General features: G+C 53.2%; 14 protein-coding genes. 9 read left to right on the plus strand and 5 right to left on the minus strand.

The genetic code is table 11. The features are described 5' to 3' along the window. Positions 1 to 121: 121 nt before the first annotated feature. Positions 122 to 1,156, minus strand: a complete 1,035-nt coding sequence (locus tag SH527x_RS08400) for a sialidase family protein (protein ID WP_437194208.1) — start codon at positions 1,154 to 1,156, stop codon at positions 122 to 124. Between the two features lie 496 nt (positions 1,157 to 1,652). Between SH527x_RS08400 and SH527x_RS08405 the strand changes: the two genes are divergently transcribed. From SH527x_RS08405 to SH527x_RS08435, 7 genes are all read left to right on the plus strand, one after another. Then, positions 1,653 to 2,639, plus strand: a complete 987-nt coding sequence (locus SH527x_RS08405; RefSeq protein ID WP_437194209.1) for a PstS family phosphate ABC transporter substrate-binding protein — start codon at positions 1,653 to 1,655, stop codon at positions 2,637 to 2,639. A 134-nt stretch (positions 2,640 to 2,773) separates the two neighbouring features. Then, the gene (locus SH527x_RS08410; protein ID WP_437194210.1) at positions 2,774 to 4,117 is read left to right on the plus strand and encodes a YbaY family lipoprotein; all 1,344 of its coding nucleotides are present in this window, start codon (positions 2,774 to 2,776) and stop codon (positions 4,115 to 4,117) included. A gap of 666 nt (positions 4,118 to 4,783) precedes the next feature. Beyond that, positions 4,784 to 6,133: a transcription termination factor NusA gene (gene nusA / locus SH527x_RS08415; protein ID WP_437194211.1), complete on the plus strand. Its 1,350-nt coding sequence runs from the start codon at positions 4,784 to 4,786 to the stop codon at positions 6,131 to 6,133. A gap of 195 nt (positions 6,134 to 6,328) precedes the next feature. Further along, positions 6,329 to 9,391: a translation initiation factor IF-2 gene (gene infB / locus SH527x_RS08420; protein ID WP_437194212.1), complete on the plus strand. Its 3,063-nt coding sequence runs from the start codon at positions 6,329 to 6,331 to the stop codon at positions 9,389 to 9,391. Between the two features lie 57 nt (positions 9,392 to 9,448). Then, positions 9,449 to 9,898, plus strand: a complete 450-nt coding sequence (gene rbfA / locus SH527x_RS08425; RefSeq protein ID WP_437194213.1) for a 30S ribosome-binding factor RbfA — start codon at positions 9,449 to 9,451, stop codon at positions 9,896 to 9,898. 192 nt (positions 9,899 to 10,090) lie between these two features. Continuing rightward, positions 10,091 to 11,017, plus strand: coding sequence for a hypothetical protein (locus SH527x_RS08430; RefSeq protein ID WP_437194214.1), 927 nt, complete (start codon positions 10,091 to 10,093; stop codon positions 11,015 to 11,017). 265 nt (positions 11,018 to 11,282) lie between these two features. Further along, positions 11,283 to 12,353 (plus strand): lysophospholipid acyltransferase family protein, encoded by a 1,071-nt coding sequence (locus SH527x_RS08435; protein ID WP_437194215.1) that lies wholly within the window; start codon positions 11,283 to 11,285, stop codon positions 12,351 to 12,353. A gap of 150 nt (positions 12,354 to 12,503) precedes the next feature. Here SH527x_RS08435 and SH527x_RS08440 read toward each other — a convergent pair whose 3' ends face one another. From SH527x_RS08440 to SH527x_RS08450, 3 genes are all read right to left on the minus strand, one after another. Next, positions 12,504 to 13,205 (minus strand): hypothetical protein, encoded by a 702-nt coding sequence (locus SH527x_RS08440; protein ID WP_437194216.1) that lies wholly within the window; start codon positions 13,203 to 13,205, stop codon positions 12,504 to 12,506. 130 nt (positions 13,206 to 13,335) lie between these two features. Next, entirely contained in the window at positions 13,336 to 15,357 is a 2,022-nt protein-coding gene (locus tag SH527x_RS08445; protein ID WP_437194217.1) for a pilus assembly protein N-terminal domain-containing protein, read from the minus strand. A 560-nt stretch (positions 15,358 to 15,917) separates the two neighbouring features. Next, positions 15,918 to 17,024: a DUF444 family protein gene (locus SH527x_RS08450; protein WP_437194218.1), complete on the minus strand. Its 1,107-nt coding sequence runs from the start codon at positions 17,022 to 17,024 to the stop codon at positions 15,918 to 15,920. A gap of 373 nt (positions 17,025 to 17,397) precedes the next feature. Here SH527x_RS08450 and SH527x_RS08455 point away from each other — a divergent pair, with 373 nt between their 5' ends. Continuing rightward, entirely contained in the window at positions 17,398 to 18,477 is a 1,080-nt protein-coding gene (locus SH527x_RS08455; protein ID WP_437194219.1) for a zinc-dependent alcohol dehydrogenase family protein, read from the plus strand. 291 nt (positions 18,478 to 18,768) lie between these two features. Further along, positions 18,769 to 19,773, plus strand: a complete 1,005-nt coding sequence (gene obgE, locus SH527x_RS08460) for a GTPase ObgE (RefSeq protein ID WP_437194220.1) — start codon at positions 18,769 to 18,771, stop codon at positions 19,771 to 19,773. A 129-nt stretch (positions 19,774 to 19,902) separates the two neighbouring features. Here the strand turns inward: obgE and SH527x_RS08465 are convergent, their stop codons facing one another. Beyond that, positions 19,903 to 20,685, minus strand: coding sequence for a hypothetical protein (locus tag SH527x_RS08465; protein ID WP_437194221.1), 783 nt, complete (start codon positions 20,683 to 20,685; stop codon positions 19,903 to 19,905). Positions 20,686 to 20,739 lie beyond the last annotated feature (54 nt).

Below are 20,739 nucleotides of genomic sequence, written 5' to 3' on the forward strand. Positions count from 1 at the left end.
ACTTCCGGGGGATTGTAGAATCTCTGGACCAGTTCGGTCTATCAAGTGGCGCAATAGACGTCGTCTCTACAGAAAAATCTGTCCGCAAGACTTCTCCGGCACTCACATTGCAACTCACGGATCATGGCGACTTTGCAGTGAAGATGGGCGACGTGATATCCAGATGCCGCACCTTCTTCCGATTCCACGTATACGTAATGTGGACGTGTCCATCTTTCGTTTGAATGACAGCCGGATAACTGTATTCACCTGGATCATTCTCCAGAACCAGAATCACTCGCCAGTTCACCCCATCATCTGAAATTGCGACATTCAAAGGGGAGCGGCCTTTGATTGTATGGTTATAGACAATCAGATGTTTCCCATTACTCAGCGTGATGGCATCTGTCCCGGAATTCGGGTTTGGCAGGGAACTCGCAGTCATTTTTCCCCAAGTTTTTCCGGCATCCTCAGACGCAATCTGAAAGACGGACTTCTGCTTGGTGCGGCCAATCGCCAGCAATTTGTCGCCCCCCATCTTCAAAATACTCGGCTGAATCGCAGAGAATTCGACTCCATCGTTCACCGGACCGATCAGCTTCCACGTCTTTCCTAGATCAGTGCTCCGTTCGAAGTGCACTCGCCAGCCATCGTGTTCACTGCTGCTGCCGCTCAATAAAACCCCGTCGGAAAGTTCGACCGGCTTGTTCTTCACCGGACCAAGAATGCCGTCCGGCAAACGGGTTGCCTCACTCCAAGTTGCCCCGTTGTCAGTGCTGCTTTTCAGCATTCCCCACCATGTCGAAGGACGAGGGCCAACCTTATAAAAGAGCAGCAACGGTCCAGACGATGGCTGAAACAAGACCGGGTTCCAGCAGGGATGCCTTGTTCCGTTTGCCTGCACTCCGTTTGCTACTTCAACAGGAGGAGACCACTTCCCTTCAAGCTGTCTGGTCACCCAGATTCCAACGTCGTTCTTCCCTTCGTCCTGTCCACCAAAAAACGCCGCAATCAGATTGCCATCCTCAGATTGTTCAATTGTTGATGCATGAACACTTGGGAATGGAGCGGTTTCATAGAGATCTTCTGACCGCACAACCGTCGAATCGGCCTGCGCCACGACTCCTGCCAGCAAGACCATCCCCAAGAACGCACCTAAGCCCAGGATTTGATGCATCGAACCACGCTCCAAGAGGACCAGAGACCGGACAAGAATCGCGACTATACATCAACCTTGACGCATATCCCAGCGTTTGACTGATGCGAATCGGCCGATTGGAACACAAAAAGACAGCCTCACAAACAACGCCAGAACTAGGTTCGCTTCTAAGCCAGTCACACCGGCAAGACCGAATCCAGGCAGACACTGAGCAGCAGACCCGGCAATCCCTGCCTTCAAAGATAACCAAATGGAGTAGATCCAATTGACGGTGACATAAAAGGATGGAGCGAATCCGGAACCCACATTCTTCAGGGGATCTGGCGAATCCTGCCTGACTGGAAAATTCATCTTGAGCAGATTCTGCCGATGCTCGTATATTGCGACATCACTGCTGCGCCCGAAGTGCAATCTTCCCGGGGTGACACCGGCGTTACAGGGGACATTGAATTCATTTTCAATGTGGAGGTCCCCGGGTTGCAGACGCAGCTTATGACCCAAGGAGGGATTTTTGATGAGAATGCTCGGAGCCAAGCTGCTGTTTGCGGCTGCTGTGTTGATGACTGCTTCCCGTACAAGCGTTGCTCAACAGGGCGTTGAACAGCCTGTCGATCCTGCACTTCCTCTCTACACACAATCAGAAGCAGTCACCGGAAAAGTCACTGTTGCCGGGTCATTGACCATGGCACAGCAAGCTTCCATCTGGGCTGACTCTTTCAAGAAAAACAACCCAGGCACAGAGTTCCAACTCGTTGCCCAGGGATCTGTCAACGCGATTCCAGCACTGTTGAGCGGTCAAGCCGATTTCGCACTGCTGAGCCGCCCGATTACAGCTGAAGAAGTCAAAGCGTTTCAGGACAAGTTCGGCTACCTGCCAACAGTTGTCGTTCCAGCTCTGGAACAGGTCGCAGTCTACGTCCACAAAGACAATCCAATCGAATCACTGACACCTTCCCAACTGGACGCCATCTTCTCCAAGACACTGCGTCGCGGAGCTGAAAAGCAGGCCAAAACATGGGGAGATGTGGGAGTAAAAGGCCCTCTCGCTGGTCAACCAATCGTTACTCAAGGACGACGTGACTCAACAGGCTTACAAGTTTACTTCCAGCTGGCTGTCCTGGCCGGCGGAGAGTACCGAGACGACATGGTTGAAAACCAGAACGGGCTCGACACCATGAAGGCTGTTGCCACTTCCCCAAATGCGATCTGCTTCAGCGGTTCAACTTTCCAGAACCCAGACGTCAAAGCTGTCCCAATCCTGCTACAGGAAGGAACTCCAGCTATCGGACTGCACCAGGCTGGGTATCCACTTGTCCGCCCTCTTCAGATCATCCTGAACCATAAACAAGGCACCCAATTGGGGAATGCTCAGCGCGAGTTCTTCAAGTACATCTTCTCACGCCAGGGCCAACACGACGTCATCATTGGCGGTCATGTCCCAGTCTCAGCTGTCCCAGCACAAGCCGCACTCGAAGCAGTCGGCCTGCACACATTGAACTAATCGGGCTCGGCCCTGTCTCTTTACCTGACCGTGTCTTTTCTGGCACGGTCATTTCCACCTGTTCTGTCGGTCGCACAGCAGGTTGTTTGCTCAAACTAAAATCATTCAATTTATTCGAGACCAGGAGTCGAGTCATGAAACGGATTTCACTGGCCGCCGCCGCACTGGCAGGTTGCCTTGCCGCTTCTGTGCCAGATTCAGCATCAGCCGTTGATCCAAGTCGCCAAAACGGAGGCAATCAGGTCCAGCCTTACGGCACCACACTGCCAGGTCTGGGCGGCCTTGGAAACTTGGGCGGATACTACAATAACGGACTGGGCGGAAACCTCAGCAACGATCCCCTCTACAACCCAGGCCTGCTGACCACCCCAAATTATCCGGGACTCATCAACCCAACACTGCCGGGAACCGGAGTGACCTTCACTCCAACCACTCCGGCGACGGGTCGCGACCGGCTGAACCCGAATATCGCTCCGACTTACGTTCCACCTGGAACACAGCAAGCCCGTAAATGGTTGCTGGGAGTCTACTCAAAGGATCTGGACACTGGCGTTCGCATTCATGAAGTCGTGACAGGCCGTGCCGCCCATCGCGCCGGACTGGAAGTCAACGACCAGATCATCTCTGTCAACGGGTATCAGGTCGGTTACGTCAACGGGCAACTGTTTGACTGCGGAACCGAGTTTGATCGCCTCGCTGACCAGAACGGCTGGGTCAACTTGCTGGTGCAGAACGCCCGTGACCGCTCCCTGGTCAACGTTCCAGTCCAGCTGGACTCTCGATTCTCATCACTGACAGGAACACTTTCCACGAACAACCGACAGGCACTTCCACAAAACGCCATCGTGACCGTGGAACTCCGCCAGATTCTGTCCAACAACAATAACCACTCTGCCACGATTGCATCACGCCGAGTGGAAAACCTGAACCAGTACCCAATCCCGTTCACGGTCGACTTTGACCCGAACCAGATTAGCCCGACCTCTCGCTACATCGTGTACGCGAACGCCACTGTAAACGGTCGCGAGATCTACCGCACCGCTCAGCAGACGCCGATCCTCGCAACCAATGGACAGTTCCGCCCGGTTGCCATGCAGCTCGAACAGGTTGCGTTCAACAACCCGAACACAGCACAGGTGGGTTACCTCGATCGCGATTCACAAATTGCACAGATCGTAAAATGGTTCAACGACTACCTTGGTCGCAACCCAACCGATCGTGAGCTGATCACGTGGCTTGAAGCGATCAGTCAGGGCCAGTCGATGTCTCAGGTTCAATTGAGCCTGCTGTCCAACGAGCAGTTCTTCAATAGCTGCAACGCCGACAAGCGGGTCTACATCAGCCGCATGCACGAACTCCTGATCGGACGCGCTCCGACCAACGAAGAAATGGCATACTGGATTTCCCGATACGACGCCCAGAACGGAATTCGCCGCGATCTCGCCCGTGAATTCCAGGGAGCAGTTGGGATCAACTAAAGTCATTGTCAACGCTGCCGATTCTGGCTGCGAGTGGGTTAAGTCCTTTACAAAAAGGCTGTTACACTCGATTTCACCCGAATCGCGAGCTTGACGAAGCAATAGCACTGCACTCGGATGAGTGCTTTGCTGTCTGACGCACAGAACAAACAGCCTCAAGCTCTGCTTGAGGCTGTTTTATTTCAACACACCTCCACGACACCTACAAACTCAACGTCAAAATACACAAGATGCACTTGAATACTGCGATCCGGAAATTTAGCAAGCACAGAAAAAACGGATTGAAAAAACGACTTGTGTGTCCACTCTGAGGACAAATCGCCCCCTGAGATTTGAAATTTGCGTGAAATACTGCATTTCGCAGGGTGCAAACTTGTGTGATTCTTGACACATCTGTTCACGCCCCATATTGTTTACGACTGGTTCGATATTGAACCAGCGTCGATTGGACTATTCCCATCCGGTTTCGACCGGCCAGAGAAGAGGCTTCTCATGTAAGCATTGGCGTTTAGCGGCCGGTGCTCTGCGACAGCAGACCTGATTTCCCACTCCATGAGTGGGGACGTGGTTTGTTGGTGCGAGTGGCCCTTTTCTCTGTAATGTTTGGACGACGAGTGGGACTTTGTACCCGCTCTTTTTTTTCACCTACTTGGTGGCACAACGATCATGAATGGCAATGAGGTCTTGCGTATCGTCGACGCCATCCATCGCGATAAGAGCATCGATAAAGAAATCGTCTTTAGCGGTATTGAAGCTGCGATCCTGTCAGCGGCACGCAAGCACTACGGCGAAGATCAGGAAATTGTAATCAGCATTGCGCGCACATCAGGTGATGTCAGCGCAATGCTCAATAGCAAGACATTGCCTCCGGAAGAGCTCGGCGACCTGCTGGGACGCATTGCGGCCCAAACTGCCAAGCAGGTGATGATTCAGAAGATTCGCGAAGCAGAGCGTGATGCACTGTTCGACGAATTCAGCGATCTGCGAACACACCTGGTTAACGGTGTTGTTGTTCGCGTTGATCATGGAGTCGCATCCATCAACCTCGGAAAAGTCGAAGCGATCCTGCCCAAGAGCGAACAGATTCCAGGGGAATCTCACCGCGTCGGCGATCGTGTTCGAGCAGTCGTCCTTGAAGTCCGCAAAGCAGGCAGCCGCATCAAGGTTGTTCTCTCGCGTACCCATCCAGAACTGGTCCGACGCCTGTTTGAAGTGGAAATTCCTGAAGTTGCGGAACGAGTGATCGACGTCAGATCACTTGCTCGTGAAGCAGGATATCGCTCAAAAGTTGCTGTTTCCTGTATCGACAACAATATCGATGCCGTGGGAGCATGTGTTGGCGTTCGAGGTTCCCGCATCAAGACCATCGTCGATGAACTTGATGGTGAGCGAATCGATATCGTCCGTTGGAACGACTCGTTGCAAGTGTTGATTCCCAACGCAATGCAGCCCGCGGAAGTAGAAGACGTCATCCTTTGCCAGATGCTGGGACGTGTGATCGTTCTCGTAAGAGACGACCAACTGTCACTGGCCATTGGCAAGAAGGGGCAGAACGTACGACTTGCCTCGAAGCTCGTTGGCTGGGACATCGAAGTGATGACTCAGGACGAACTCGACGAGCAACTGGAACGTTCAGTAGCCGCCTTCGGACAAATTCCAAAAATCACAGACGACCTCGCAGAATCGCTGGTCTCTCAGGGCTTTTTCAGCTTTGAAGATCTCTCAGTAATTGAGCCAGACCACCTTAAGGAATTAAGCGGTCTCAGCGACGAAGACATTGAGGAAATCGTCAATTACGCCGAGCGTGAAGCAGAGCGTGAAGAGCAAGAAACCGATCGTCGCAAGGCGATCGAGCGAGAAGCAAAACGAGTTGAAAAGGAAGCTGCCGAACTCGACGCGATGACTGGAAATCGACTGGGTGATGAAGTGGAATCCACACCGGATTCAGCTGAGTCTCAAACAGGTGAAACTCTACCTGAAGTCGAAACTGATTCAGACTCAGAGCCAGCAGCGTAGTCATGAGGCAGCAACTCAGGCCGGGCCAGCCTGCTGGACTCCGGCAACCGGAATCAGCGTGGGCGTCTCCTAGCAGAGACGTCCTCCGGCAGCAGATTAAGAGCCAGAACTGGATCGCTTACCGCGGTCCTCCTTAAAGAGATCTCCGATCGGATTCGCGGCCGAGTGCGGGGATGCAATTCAGAGGGGTGACGATTGAAAATCCGCATCTTCGCACTTGCGAAGGAACTCGGTGTCGACAGCAAAGATCTCATTCAACAATGCAATGACGCAGGGTTGGATGTTAAGAGCTCTCCGTTAGCAAGCATTTCGCCTGCTGAACGTGACGTTCTTATGGACTATTTGAAGAAGCTTGCAGGAGGAAAGTCGGCCGCCCCCGCGCCGCAGGCACCTCCTCCCGCCAAGGTTCCGATCCCGGTCAAGGCTCCGATCCCGGCCAAGCCAGCAGAGCCGGTGATGACGCCTCGGGAACCACTCCGCCGTGAGGCCCCAGCGCGTGAAATGCGCGACCTGGGTGGCCCGCTCTCGACCCAGATGCGCGTTCGTCGCGCTCCGCCATCAGATTCCCCAGAAGGTACTGAAGGTTCGGAAGGGGTTGATACTTCAGCAGTTGAGGAACCACTTCCTCAGCCAGTCGAAGTTGTCGAAGCAGTCGTGACACCACCTGAACCAACGGTTCCGGAAGTTGTTGCTGAAGCACCGGTTGTCCTTGAAACAGAGGTTGAGCCGGAGCCTGTTGAAGTTCTTGAAGTTCCGCCACCAGTCGTTGCACCGGCCGAACCAGTCGTTCCAGTCACCCCCGCTGCGGCCCCACCTCGTATCAAAAAAGAGGTAGCTCCACCGGCTGCTCAATCAGCCCCACCAGCGGCACCTCCAGCCCCTCCAACTATGGCACCTGTTGTTCGTCCGGCACCGCTCAGTCGCGCCGACTATATTAACCCGACCGGCGGAAGTTCTACGATTCGCGAAATGCGACCACACGGCACCGTCCGTGTTTCAGATCGAGGCCCAGAGGAACGCCCACAAGGAGCAGCAGCCGCGCCAGCGCCAGCAGCTTCCTCTGCCGCGCCTCTGAAGCGACCACCTGAAGAACGTCCGATTCCACCACGCCGCGATAAAAAGCGGGGACCGGTCCTTCCGACACTTGCGACTCCAAACTTCAAACCGCCAGTAATTAAGCACAAAGAGGAAGCGGTTCAAAAACCCGACCTCGCTCTCACTGGCGAAGTTCTGAAGAAGAACAAGCTCGCAGACATCCTGAAGAAAAATCGGGATGACGCAACTCGTCGTCCGACGGTTGAAGAAGAAGAAACGACAGCAGCAGCAGCCAAGGCGAAGTCCGGTCGGACATTGGGCCTGGAAGATGCTCGCGAAGCTCGACGCCGTCGTCGCCAGAAGCCAAAAGGTTCCGAAGACGACGAAAACCTGATTCGCAAGAGTAACAAGCGTTCAGGTCGACGCGGATCGTCTTCACGCATTGAGCGTAAGACATCAGCCGTGATCGCCGCACCAATTACGGTGCGAAGCCTTTCCGAAGCCCTCGGACGGCCAGCCCGTGACCTGTTGACTTTACTGTTCCAGCAAGGACAGATGGTCACAATCAATGACATGCTCGATGACGAAACTGCAATGGAAATTGCAATGGAGCTCGGCATCGATTTGCAGATCGAACACGAGGCGAACCTCGAAGACGCTCTGGCAGAACGACTCAGCGATACCCAGACAGGTGAGGATGTGCCTTCATCGACACGACCACCAATCATCACGATTCTCGGTCACGTCGACCACGGTAAAACGACTCTGGTCGACCGAATCCGGTCAGCCAATGTCGCTGCAGGCGAAGCTGGCGGTATTACCCAGCACATCGCGGCTTACCAGGTTGAGTACAACCACCAGAAGCTGACGTTTGTTGATACTCCAGGTCACGCAGCCTTCGGCGAAATGCGTGCTCGTGGTGCCAACGTCACGGATATTATCGTTCTTGTTGTTGCTGCAAACGATGGCGTCATGCCACAGACAGTGGAATGTATCAGCCATGCAAAAGCAGCTGGCGTTCCAATCGTCGTGGCGATGAACAAAATGGACTTGCCGAACATCAACGAACAGCGTGTCCTGACCGAGCTTTCACAGCACGGTATTTTGCCAGCAGAATGGGGCGGCGACGTTGAAGTCATTCGAGTTTCCGGTCTCACCGGAACCGGTGTCGACAACTTGTTGGAAACCTTGTTGCTGACTGCAGAAATCGCAGACCTGCGAACATCCGACAATGCAGCTGCAGACGGAGTTTGCCTTGAAGCGTTTCGTGACGAAGGTCGCGGACCAATCGCCTGGGCAATCGTCCGACAGGGGACTCTTCGCGTCGGGGATCTTGTACTCTGCGGTCCGGCCTTCGGTCGTATTCGTGCGATGTACAATGACCGCGATGAAGAAGTGCAGGAAGTGGGGCCAAGTACCCCGGTTCGCATCGCAGGTCTGGACGAAGTTCCAGGTGCCGGTGATCACTTGTTCGTGATGGACGATATTGACGAAGCTCGCACCATCGCAGCAGAGCGCCGTGTTCGCGGACGTTCCGCAGCACTGGCTGGCCGCGGCGGTCCGAAGTCACTCGAAGACTTCTTCTCAGCACGCAACGGAGCGATCAAAGATCTGCCATTGATCATCAAGGCAGACACCCCGGGATCACTCGAAGCGATTCGTGGCGAACTTGACAAATTCGAACACCCAGAAGTTCGAATCAAGATCCTCCACATGGGTGTCGGTGGTGTCAATGAAAGCGATGTGTACCTTGCATCATCGTCTTCAGCGATCATCGTCGCATTCCACGTGATCGCCGAAGATCGCGCCGAAGCATTGGCCGGTCAAGAAGGCGTCGAGATTCGTCGTTACAAGATCATCTATAACGTCACGTCAGACATCCGACAGGCACTCGAAGGATTGCTGATACCGGAGAAGGTGGAAGTCACCACCGGTCGTGCTCTGGTCTTGCGAACATTCAGCATCAGCAAGATTGGCACCGTCGCAGGTTGCCGCGTTCTGAACGGCTCGATTGACCGAAACAATCGCGTCCACGTCATTCGCGACCAGACCATTCTCAACAACTATGCAATCGCATCGTTGAAACGTGAGAAGGACGATGCTCGTGAAGTCCGTGAGGGCTATGAGTGCGGTATCCGTCTGGACGGGTTCAATGACGTGAAAGAAGGGGACTTGCTGGAAGCCTACCGAATTGAAGAGCGTAAGCGTTCACTGGAAGATTGAGGTTGAGTTTTCCAGAGTCAAAATGAACGTAACATGGAAAATTCCAGGTAGATAAGCATGTCAACAAGACGAACAGCCAAAGTGGCTGCGGCGGTCCGACAGGTCGTCAGTAGTGCAATATTGTTTGAACTTCGTGACCCTCGGGTAACCGGGGTCACTGTTCTCCACGTCGAGGTTCCACCGGACCTGCGTACTGCAAAAGTCTTTATCAGTATCCTGGGTGACGAAAAGGCTGCTCGCCTGACCCTGATGGGGCTCAATGCAGCTCGAGGCTGGATTCAGTCTCGAATCGCAGATGTGCTCGATCTTCGTCTCACTCCGGTGTTGACCTTTGTGGTTGACCACGGCATTAAAAAGAGCATTGAAATCTCGAAGATGTTACGAGAAGTCATTACTCCTGAAGACGAAGCCGATGAGTCAGAAGCAGACGAGTCGGAAATCGACGAATTGTCCGAGGATGCTGAGGATGAAAATCCTCCGGAACCGCAGTCAGGTTCTGCCTCGTAGTTAAGATGGTCCCGACCGTTTGTAAACCACATCGTTTACAAACGGTCGTCTGGACATCATGTGATGGAGACTGCTTGAGTCGTTGCGATGCTCCAGCCGGTCGTCAGATTTTAACGGGTCAGGTCTCAACATCAGGCCAAAAACCTGCAGAGACGTATCAAATCACAATGACATTAGCATCGGGAGGCATTGATGCCTGCCAAATCCCTTAAGGCAGCAGACAAACAGACGATCTTGAAAAAGCTCGTCACTGAGATGAAGCGCCGATACGGTGGTTCGCTCCCAAAGCATTCCCACACTGCATTTGAAACATTGCTGTTTGCAGCCTGTCTGGAAGATAGCGGATACGAAGCTGCGGATGCGGCTTACTCACGACTGCTCGACAGTTTCTTCGATCTGAATGAAGTTCGTGTCAGCTCTGTTGCCGAAGTTCAGCAGGCCTTGGGTGAAGTCGCTCACGCCGACTGGAAGGCGATGCGAATTCGTGAAGCACTGCAATTCATCTTTGAAAAGCAGTACTCCTTTGATCTTGAGTTTCTGAAGCGAAAAACGCAGGAGCAAGGGACCAAAGAACTCGCGCTGATCCCACACCAGTCTGCATTCATCCGTAACTTCACGATTCAGCAGGTTCTCGGGGCACACATTATCCCCGTCGACAATACGATCCTGAAGTTGTTGATCTGGCTGGGTCTGGTTGACTCCAAGTGTGACGAAGAAACAGCTGGAGAAGAGTTGAAGTCTGGAATCAAGAAGCCAGATGCTCCACTGCTCTGTATGTTGCTCAAGGCAACAGCTGTCGATCCGGAGTTGATCGAGCACTTCGCTGACGGTCCAGATGAAGACAATCTGGATCCGTTTGATGCTCCGCAACGTCTGGCTGATCTCTTCAAGAATCCAAAGAAGAAGAAAAAGCCAGTCCCCAAAGCTGCACCAGCCAAGAGTACCAAGGCCGCACCTGCAGCGCCTGCTTCCAAGAAAGTGGAAGCGAAAGCTGTCAGTCTGAAGAAGCCGGTCAAGAAGGCGACAGCATCACGTCCAGTTGCGACGAAAGCTGCTGCACCGAATCGCAAAGTGACGAAGAAGGTCCCGAAGAAAACCAAAAGCAAACGTTCGAAGTAACCAGAGCGATTTCGCCTGCTCATCGAACTTAATGCACGTATTCAAGCAGATGCCAGTGGGTCATTTTGATCCGTACTGGCATCTGCTTTTTTTGTCGGCATCAAGCAGCCGTATTGCCTGCTATTCCCGTTTTCTGCATTTTGTCAGAAGGCGTCTCTCTCGTAATCTGTGTTGACCTGTTCCGGTATTTCTTGCCACACTGACGACGATTCCATCGGCTGAGTCAATCTGCTTCGCCGATCGTGAAAGCGGTTCCGGAAATGATGTGGCATTTCTGACACACGGAATTCAGCCATTTGCCTCACGAGGCGGTGGCTATGCGACCACATGTGAGACCATCGGTCCGGCCGACCTGGCAATTGACGCTCATGGAGGAGCGATGACATTCAAAGACGTTCGCTGGCGTGGAGAATATCTGGCGTTTCGTGCCTTTGCGTGTCTGATCGAAGTGCTCTCCCCCCGACAGACCTGCCGAGCCGCTCATTTTCTTGCATGGCTATTCACACGTGTCTTACCCAAGAAGTTGAGCCGCTATAACGTGGCCTTCGACAACATCCGCGACTCATTTCAAGGTGAGCTCAACCCACGTCAAATCGATCAGATGATCTATGACATGTGGGTGCATCTTTTCCGTCTGGTTGCCGAAATCATTCAGTTCCCCAGAAAATTCCATCGGCAGACGTTCCGAGAAATTGTCACGTTTCGCAATCGTGCGATCTGCGTGAATGCCCTGCTCTCTGGACGTCCCGTCTTTCTGGTTGGCGGTCACTTCGGAAACTGGGAAGCAACACTCATCACGTTCGGACATTTTGGATTTCGTCTGGGGATGGTCGCCAGAAAACTGGATAACCCCTATCTCCACAACTGGTTCAAGAGGACCAGGGAATGTACCGGCCATCAATTATTATTGAAGGACGGCGGCTGGGACGGAATGACAGAGATTCTTTCCGCAGGCGGTAACCTGGCATTGATGTGCGATCAGGACGCAGGAAAACGAGGGGTCTTCGTGAACTTCTTCGGACGCCCCGCTTCAACTTTCCGATCGATTGCACTGCTGGCTCTGGAACACAAAGCGCTTATCGTTGTTGGTTACGGTCGCCGCTTACCAGACGATTTCGAGAACAGCCGTTGGGCTCAGTTTGAAATTGGCTGCGAAGATGTGATCGACGTCACAGACATCGATGTAGAAGACGAGGTTCACTACATCACACAGCGGTACAGTGAAGCGTTGGAACGTGCGATTCGCCGCTCGCCAGAACAATACTTCTGGGTCCATCGTCGCTGGAAAACCCCGCCTCGACAAAAGTCAGCTTCGCTGCAGAAGAAAGCCGGATAACTGACTGCATACTCTCGATTAACAAGCAAAGGGAGATCATCACTGACTGTGACGATCTCCCTTTGCTTGTTTTCGACTGGCAATTCAGGTCTGCCAATTTCTTAGGCTGACAGCATTCGCTGCCAGGGAACGGACGGGTATGTCACCGGTTTAAAAGAATCCGCCGCCGCCACCGCCCCCACCACCGTTGTTGCCATTGTTGTTAAACCCATTGTTTCCGGTGTTGCCGATGTACTGATAGAAAGTCGATTGCCCTGGTTGAGACCAGAAGCCGGGTCCGTACGCAGTCCCGACAACTGTTCGCTGTTGGGCATCAAGGTTCCCAAGATCATAGAGAACCTGAGCAATCAGGTTGCGGCGAAGAGCATCCAGTTCCGGATCAGCATTGTTCGGCTCCCGTTCAATCAACACTGGAAACGGAGCACTTCGCATTCTTGCAGCGATCTCTAGAACGCGATCTTTTCCATCCGGCGTCAGTTCCGCAGTCTGCCCGACGAAATTCATGCGATACAGGATGAAATCGGCCGCTTCAGCATTCGTCTGCATGACTTGATCATGAGCACGAACCGTGCTTCCCAATGGCAGTGTCTGAGGCACCGCATTGGTCGTCCGATGAAAAAGTCCCCACAACTTGCCGCCATGTCCCCCACCACAACAGGACTTGCACTTTCCGCAAGGACTGGAGTGAGAACAGACTGGTTTCGTCTGACATTCGGTGTCTGGACAGGCCGCCTTCTTTCCAAACGGGAAACTCAATCCGCCAGCGGATGAGTCATGCACAAGGCTTCCGACAATCGCGCCAGAGACGGAGAGAACTCCCAGCAATCGGGAAAACTGTTTGTTCGGATTCATCTCAATCCCCCTGAACTGGTTCGACTGTCATGGTGCTGACGTCATACTGCGATATTGAAAGGGCGTTGGAATTGCGCCCGGCAGCAGTTCGCACCGCGTTGGGACGTCGATCGTTTTCTGGACGTTGTCGTTATCGAGTGGATGGACGCTGTTGTGGCTTCTGAGCAGAAGTCTGCTGTACCTGACCTGATCGCTGCTGATCATTCGCGTTTGCTCCCGGCATTGGAACCGGTTCCATCAGTTGCCCAGGACCACCCTGATTCGGCACTGGTCCATACCCCTGCGGTATCGGCTGGCCAGGCTGTGGGCCTAGCTGTGGAGCAAATTGAGGATCTCCCTGCGGTCCACCCGGGCCATAGACTCCGTTTGGATATGGCCCCTGAGCTCCACCTGTCGCACCAGGTGCGATCTGAGGCGTTGCCGTATTTGGATTGAAGTAGTTGTATCCAACATCCTGACCGTACGGTTGACCGTTTCCATAAGGCAGTAACTGGTAGTTCCCCAGGTCTGCATTGCCTTCGATTCGGTTGTACTTAAAGAAGTCGTGATCGTTTGGATGAGTCGAGTACCAGCCTGGCAAAGGTGGAACCTGATCAGCATCCATCGGACGCACGATTTCAGGGGTCACGATAATCAACATTTCCGATTCGTCTTCCGTGGCCTTCTTCGCATTGAAGAGCCATGTTCCGACGACAGGGATCTCACCGAGGAATGGAACGCGTGTCACTTCCGCCGATTCACGACGAGAAAACACACCCCCTAGTGAAATGGATTGCCCTTCGCGAAGTTCCACTCGAGTCTGCACGCGTCGCACATTGACTCCGGGAATTCCACCGACAGAGTTTCCACTGTTCAACTGGCTGACCTCTGGAACAATTTCCAGTCGAATCAGATCGTTGTCGAGCAATGTTGGAGTACAGATAATTGACGTACCGTAACCACGGAACGATGTCTGTTGTCCCTGAGCACCACCGACACCAACAATAGTTGGCACCGCGAATTCTCCGCCAGACAGGAACGCAGCCGGTTCTCCGCTGAGTGTCACAAGACGAGCATCATCGAGGATCTTTGCGACCCCGTGCGATGCCAGCAAATCGACCGCAATAATGAGGTTTCCACTATCGAACACGCCGGTCAGGTTTGGAGCTCCTCCCGCCATGGATGAACCGATGATGGCCGCAGATCCGTTGATCGCAGCACGCCAGTCCACCCCCAACCGTCGGAGTTGAGAACGCTGAATTTCAGCGGTCCGGACATTGATCATGATCTGGAATTCGCCGGGCAGACGCAGTTCATCGACGATGAACCATGAGTTGAAATCGTTCCCGATTCCACCGCCGTTCATCCCACCCTGAAAACCGCCTGCACCGTTATTCCCGAACCCACCACCGCCGTTCAGGCCGTTCCCGAAATCGCCTCCGTTCAGAAAACCTTCCTGAGCAATCACTTCTCCGCGAATCAGATTCATAATGTTCGCGGCTTCTTCGGCATCACGTGCCTGTCCGCGAACGATGATCTTGCGCGAGATCGGAATCAGATAGACCTTGCTGTTCGGATACAGCAAAGACAGCTTCCGCTCGATGCGGCCGTAGTTCAGATTTCGCTGTTCATCGAGGTCCGGGTCTCGAACCACCGTCACAACGTACATCAGCGGTTGTTCCTGGCCTTCAAACCACAGCCAGAGATCAGTGGATCCGAGTCCTTGACCAATCAGCGAAATCTCTGTCGGGCTGAACTGCACAACATCCAGCAACTGTGTGTCAGACCAGGCAATTCGACGGATCGGATTACGGGTGACAATCAGCTGACTGCGATGATTAATAACCTCAAGCTTCTCTTCCGCCTTTGGCATCGCTTCAATGCGATTGTCCAGCGGCCGCCGAGGATCCAATGATAACTGGACCTGTTGAACAGGCGGCATTGCCTCGCCGGTGTGCATCCCGGGACGCTGTACCTGAATGCTCTGATGCTGTGTTACGCCGTATGCCGGAACCTGCAGACTGTTCTGCTGAGCATGCGCAACCCCAGTGATCGAACTGGTTGTTAGAGCCAATCCCGTTACTAATGACCTGACCGACTTTGCAGACAGGGAGTCAGAGAGCTTCCGGAAAACCGTATGCGCAGTCCGGGCTCTGGTATTCTTGATCGACATCCAATGTCGCTCCTGTCATCGAGTAGCTGTTTCACCCGTCCGAATGGACTGGCCTGACTACTCACGCTCCCCTAAAGCAGCCCATCCTGAGCTACTCACCTACTATTGGATGCGGCCTATCGGGTCGCGCGACATTCCGTCGCACCCCGACCATGAGACCTGGAGCATCCCCCCGATCAGTTCTATCGTCGAAGTGCGAGAGCGGAATTCAAACAAATGGGTACGCGAAATACAGTTTGTGCAGCTGAATCACATTGAATCGGAACTCCCGATCAGAGAGTTAGTTGCATGCGCACCGTTCCTAGCGGCAATTCCGATCAGTTTTTTCGCATTCATCCGTAAGATGGGAAAACCTTGCGGAAAATGACATGCGGTTGATGGTTGAACACCGGAAAAACGGACTCTCTTGCAAATGGATTTCAAGAAGCTGACTGGCACCAATTCGTCCAGCCACTTCTGAAATCACACCTCATTGCGTGTCGCCGGGGAAAGCATTTCGGAGCGAGAATCAGACACAGAGCACGGACAAGGGAAGAAAATGAATCAGTGAGAAATCTGAATCACTTCCCCTTACCAAGAAAGGTGCGAATCGAATCATAGATCGCGTCTTTATTCGGAATCTCGCTCAGGATCAGGTTCTCATAGTCCTCCACAATCCTTCGGAGATCTTTGATGAATTCGCCGCTGCCATACGGACTTTCCACCTGTCCATAACAGAAGAGATTGCAGATAGGCAAAAGTTGCTCCTGCAGAAACAAAGAGCACTCTTTACTGTCCTCGCCCCAATTGTCGCCGTCTGAAAACTGGAAACAGTAAATGTTCCAGTCCGCAGGCGGGAAATCACGCTGAATCACTTCTGCTGCGAGACGATACGCAGATGAAATCCGTGTGCCGCCAGATTCCCTGACACGATAGAACGTCTCTTCGTCAACTTCATGTGCGACAGCATCATGCACAACGTACCGGCGTTGAATACCGTCGAACTGGCTGCGTAACCAAGTATCAATCCAGAACGATTCGATACGGACAATTTCCTTCTGGTCGTCCGTCATCGAGCCGGAAACGTCCATCAAATAAAGAATCGCCGCATTGGTGTGCGGCTCATTAATGGTGGTCCAACTGCGGAAGCGCTCGTCATCCCGACTTGGAATAATCCGGGGTTGATGGGGGGCATACTCCCCACTGGCAATCTGCCGCTTCAAAGCCTCTTTGTATGTTCGTTTGAAATGGCGTAAGGAACTCGGCCCGGTTCGGGAGATCGTGTTGTATCGGTCCCGTTGAGACTTCAGAGAGTCCTGTCCCTTGGGGGTAATGAACGGGAGTTCCAGTTCCGTTCCCAGCATCTCTGCGAGTTCGTCGAAAGTCACCTCGACTTCGCGAACATGCTTTCCGGCATCGCTTCCAGCCTGCCCCTGACCATCCCCTTCTTCCTGTCCAGACCCGATTGATTCACCGACGTCACCTTCGCCCTGACCAGTTCCACCGGAACCTTTATCGCCATGCTGGAAGTGTGGAATATCGATATTAGGGACGGGAATACTGACGGTCTCCCGTCCTTTGCGTCCCAGCATCTCACCATGAGTGATGTAGCGTCTCAGGTCTTTGCGAATCTTTCCGCGAACAATTTCATTGAAACGCTGAAAGTCGCGATCGATTGACCGTGTCACAGGATACCTCCTGTTTTAGACCAGTGTTCCCCGATCTGAATAGCAGTCATACCGACGCAATTATATCCAGCCACTTTGAACGCAGTCAGGACCAGTCTGAGCGAAATTACCGGGACATCATCGAATTCGCAGTGATTCCAACCGATTCCTTCGCGTTTTCTGTTTGCGAATGCACAAAGTGATCACAGAACTCTGATTGACACTGAACAAAGTTATGGCACCATGAATCGGTCAGGTTCGTCACGCAACCGGTATTTCTCATTCCCATCTGTGGAATCCCAGTTGCAAGCGACTCAGCGCTTAGAGGCTTAAAACACAGGCACCTCATCCTGCACGGGCGGCGTTCGTGGGCAGTATGAACGACAGGATCGTGATGATCCGGGAACAAACAACCGTGACCAATTCAACGATTCAGAATTCGTCAAGCATTCAAACCTTTCCGGCGGTCGTCTGTTCACGACATGGAAATCCTTCGGAAGTTTCTCACATTGAACAGCGGACGATCCCTACTCCCAAGGCCGGTCAAGTACTTGTCCGAATGCTTGCCGCTCCCATCAATCCATCCGACTACCTCTTTATTCGTGGGGATTATGGAATCGGCCCCAACCTCCCGGGTGTTCCCGGATTTGAAGGTGTCGGCATCGTCGAGAAAGTTGGGTCCGGCTGGCTGAGTCGAGGTCTGATCGGTGCAAGAGTTGCCGTTCTCTCCGAGCAAGGGGGGACTTGGGCAAACTACTGTGTCACATCAGCAAAGACCGTAATTCCGCTTCCGAAAGAACTCACCGACGATCAGGCCGCATCCTTTTTCATCAATCCTGCCAGCGCATACCTGCTGACTCGCGTGCTCTTGCCGGTTCCACTAGGTAACTGGATTATGCAATCTGCCGCGGCGTCATCTCTTGGACGGATGGTGATTCGGCTGGGAAGACATTTCAATTTTCGAACGATCAACATTGTCCGCAAGCAAAGTCAGGTCGCTGAGCTGAAAGAACTTGGGGCGAACGCCGTCATTGTCGCGAACGAACAAACAACGCCAGAGGAATTTCATAAGAAAATCCGTCAGATCTGCCTGGGAACGTTCCCAAAATTCGCAATCGATCCGGTGGGCGGACACATCGGAAGTCTCATGCTCCATTCACTTGGTCAGAATGGGCAAATGCAGGTGTTTGCGTCGCTGTCCGATCGCCCAATTTGCATTCATCCGCGCGAGATCGTGGTTAAAAACCTGAAAATCGAAGGTTTTCTGTTGAACCGAACCGTGGAGCAATTCTCGTTCAGACAGAAAGTCAAACTGGTTCGCGCCCTCAGTCGACTTCATGTCCAAGGCGTCTTTGGAGTCGAGAACTTCCGACGTTTTCCACTTTCCCAATTGAACTCTGCTCTGGCAACGACGGAGTCCGCTCCCGGGGGAGTCAAAGTGATTCTGGCGCCGACTTCGAACTCGACCACCTGACGAGAAAAAGTCCCCTCCAACTGGCCAATACGACTCAAACTGCAACTGTCCGCTTCACAATGCGCCCGATTGTGGTTCGCATCTCATCCCGCCCATAACTAAACTAGGATGAAATTGGTTGTTTGTAGTCAACCGCGATGCCTCCTGATTTCTTGCCGGCGTCTCCCGTTGACTGAACTCAATTTGCTCCCATGCATTGTCAGGTCTCTTTCATCCATTGAAAGAAACTCACTAGCAATCTGTGGGGTAAATTTGCTTCAGTCCATAAAACAAGTCTGTTGAAGTTCTGTCATGTTTATCGATCGTGTTGAGCTGGAGTGTCGGGCAGGCGATGGCGGAAAAGGCTGTTGCAGTTTTCGTCGTGAGGCATTCATTCCACGTGGCGGGCCAGATGGCGGCGACGGCGGAAGTGGGGGCAGCGTCATCATTCGCGCTGACGAGAATCTGGGAAGCCTTTCAAGTCTCGTTGGTCACTTTACCTGGAATGCTGATGCCGGCCGACCAGGTGAAGGGGCGCTCTGTACAGGGAAATCCGGGAAGGACACGATTATCCTTGTCCCACCGGGAACTGTGATTAAAGACCGGCACGATGATTTCATCATCACCGAGCTTCTGAATCATGGTCAGGAAATCGCGATTGCCAAAGGGGGCAAAGGCGGACGCGGAAATAAGCGTTTTGCCTCCTCTGTCGAACGAGCTCCGCGTCACTTCGAAGATGGTGAACCAGGCGAAGTCCGTGAAGTCACTCTTGAATTGAAACTGATTGCAGACGTTGGTCTCGTTGGGAAACCGAATGCCGGTAAAAGTACCCTTCTGAGCCGGCTGTCTCGTGCGAAGCCTGAAATTGCGGCTTACCCGTTCACCACGAAGTACCCGAATCTGGGGATGGTGCGAGTCGGCTATGAAGAGTCCTTCCTGCTGGCCGATATCCCCGGGCTGATCGAAGGAGCCCATGCAGGTGTCGGCTTGGGACACGAGTTCCTGAAGCACGTTCAGCGAACAAGACTCTTCGTGCATCTGGTCGAGCCGACTCCAATGGATCAAACCGATCCGGTCACAAACTATCACCAGATTCGTGAAGAGCTGCGTCTCTATGATCCGGAGCTGATCAATCGCCCGGAGATCCTGGTCGTCACCAAATGTGAACTTCCCGACGCGGAACCAATCGCAGAGCTCCTCGAAGAAGATCTCGGGCGACCGGTACTTCGCATTTCTTCAGCCACAGGCAAAGGACTGGTCGAACTCACTCGACTGGTCGTTGAAAAATTGAAAGAGCTGAAAGAAGAAACCAAATAATCGGCGATTGCGAAACAGCTGAGCTGACATCAAGCGAATTCGCTCTCTGCAATAAAGCGTCGATCCAAATAAAAACGGAGTGATCTCTTCATCGAGACCACTCCGTTTTATTTTCAGACGTGTCTGGTGTTACTGAATATCAATGACCAGTGTGCTTTCGCTGGTGACTCGGGCCGCTGGTTCTTCCCCGGTCTCATCGCGACTGCTCTCTTCATATCGCATTTCAACCAGATACCGTCCTGGCTTCAGATCACTGAATTCGACAGTGCCAATGTCGTCGGTTTCAGTACGTTCCTGAAACCCGTCTGGTCCAGCGATTGAGATGCGGCTTTCCGAGATAGGCTGACCGTTGTAGAACGCTGAAATCGTCAGTTTGCTGCCGTTCCATTCTGGGACCAGATCCAGAACCAGCTCAGGGTTTGAACGGACTTTTGCAATCTTGTTCCCCTGAACCCGAACGTACTTCGCGTAATAGACCTGACGAGACGCTCTTGGCGCCGCTTCTGCCCGAGGACTTCCCCCTGCTCCACTCGGGCCACCGACTCCGCCAGATCCTCCCGATGCACCGCCTCGTGTCCCTGTTGCAGGGGCAGTCCCCACTTCGCAGACCGCTTCCAGTTGAAGAACGTTTTCGGCGGGAATCTTCCCGATATATGCACCGAGTTCACCTGAGACGACGCGAACCATGCTGACCGGTTGCCGCTCGGTTTCACTTGTCGCCGCAACCAGTTTGATCTGGCTGAGACGATCAAGCATCGCAGAACTTCCAGGTTCAGCACCGTCGGCAAACGAAGCCGTTGCCGCTTCGCTCTTTCCACTGGCTGGACGAATGGAAATCCAGAGTCCATGTGCTGACGCAGTGATCGGTGTCAAAGACGCACAGAGCAACGCCAGCGTCAATATTTTCTTCATGAGTATGCTCCTCAAGGCACCTTAGGACATCGATTGTCTCAATGGCACCATTGC

The sequence above is a fragment of the Planctomicrobium limosum genome, assembly GCF_051465645.1.
Taxonomy (GTDB): domain Bacteria; phylum Planctomycetota; class Planctomycetia; order Planctomycetales; family Planctomycetaceae; genus Planctomicrobium.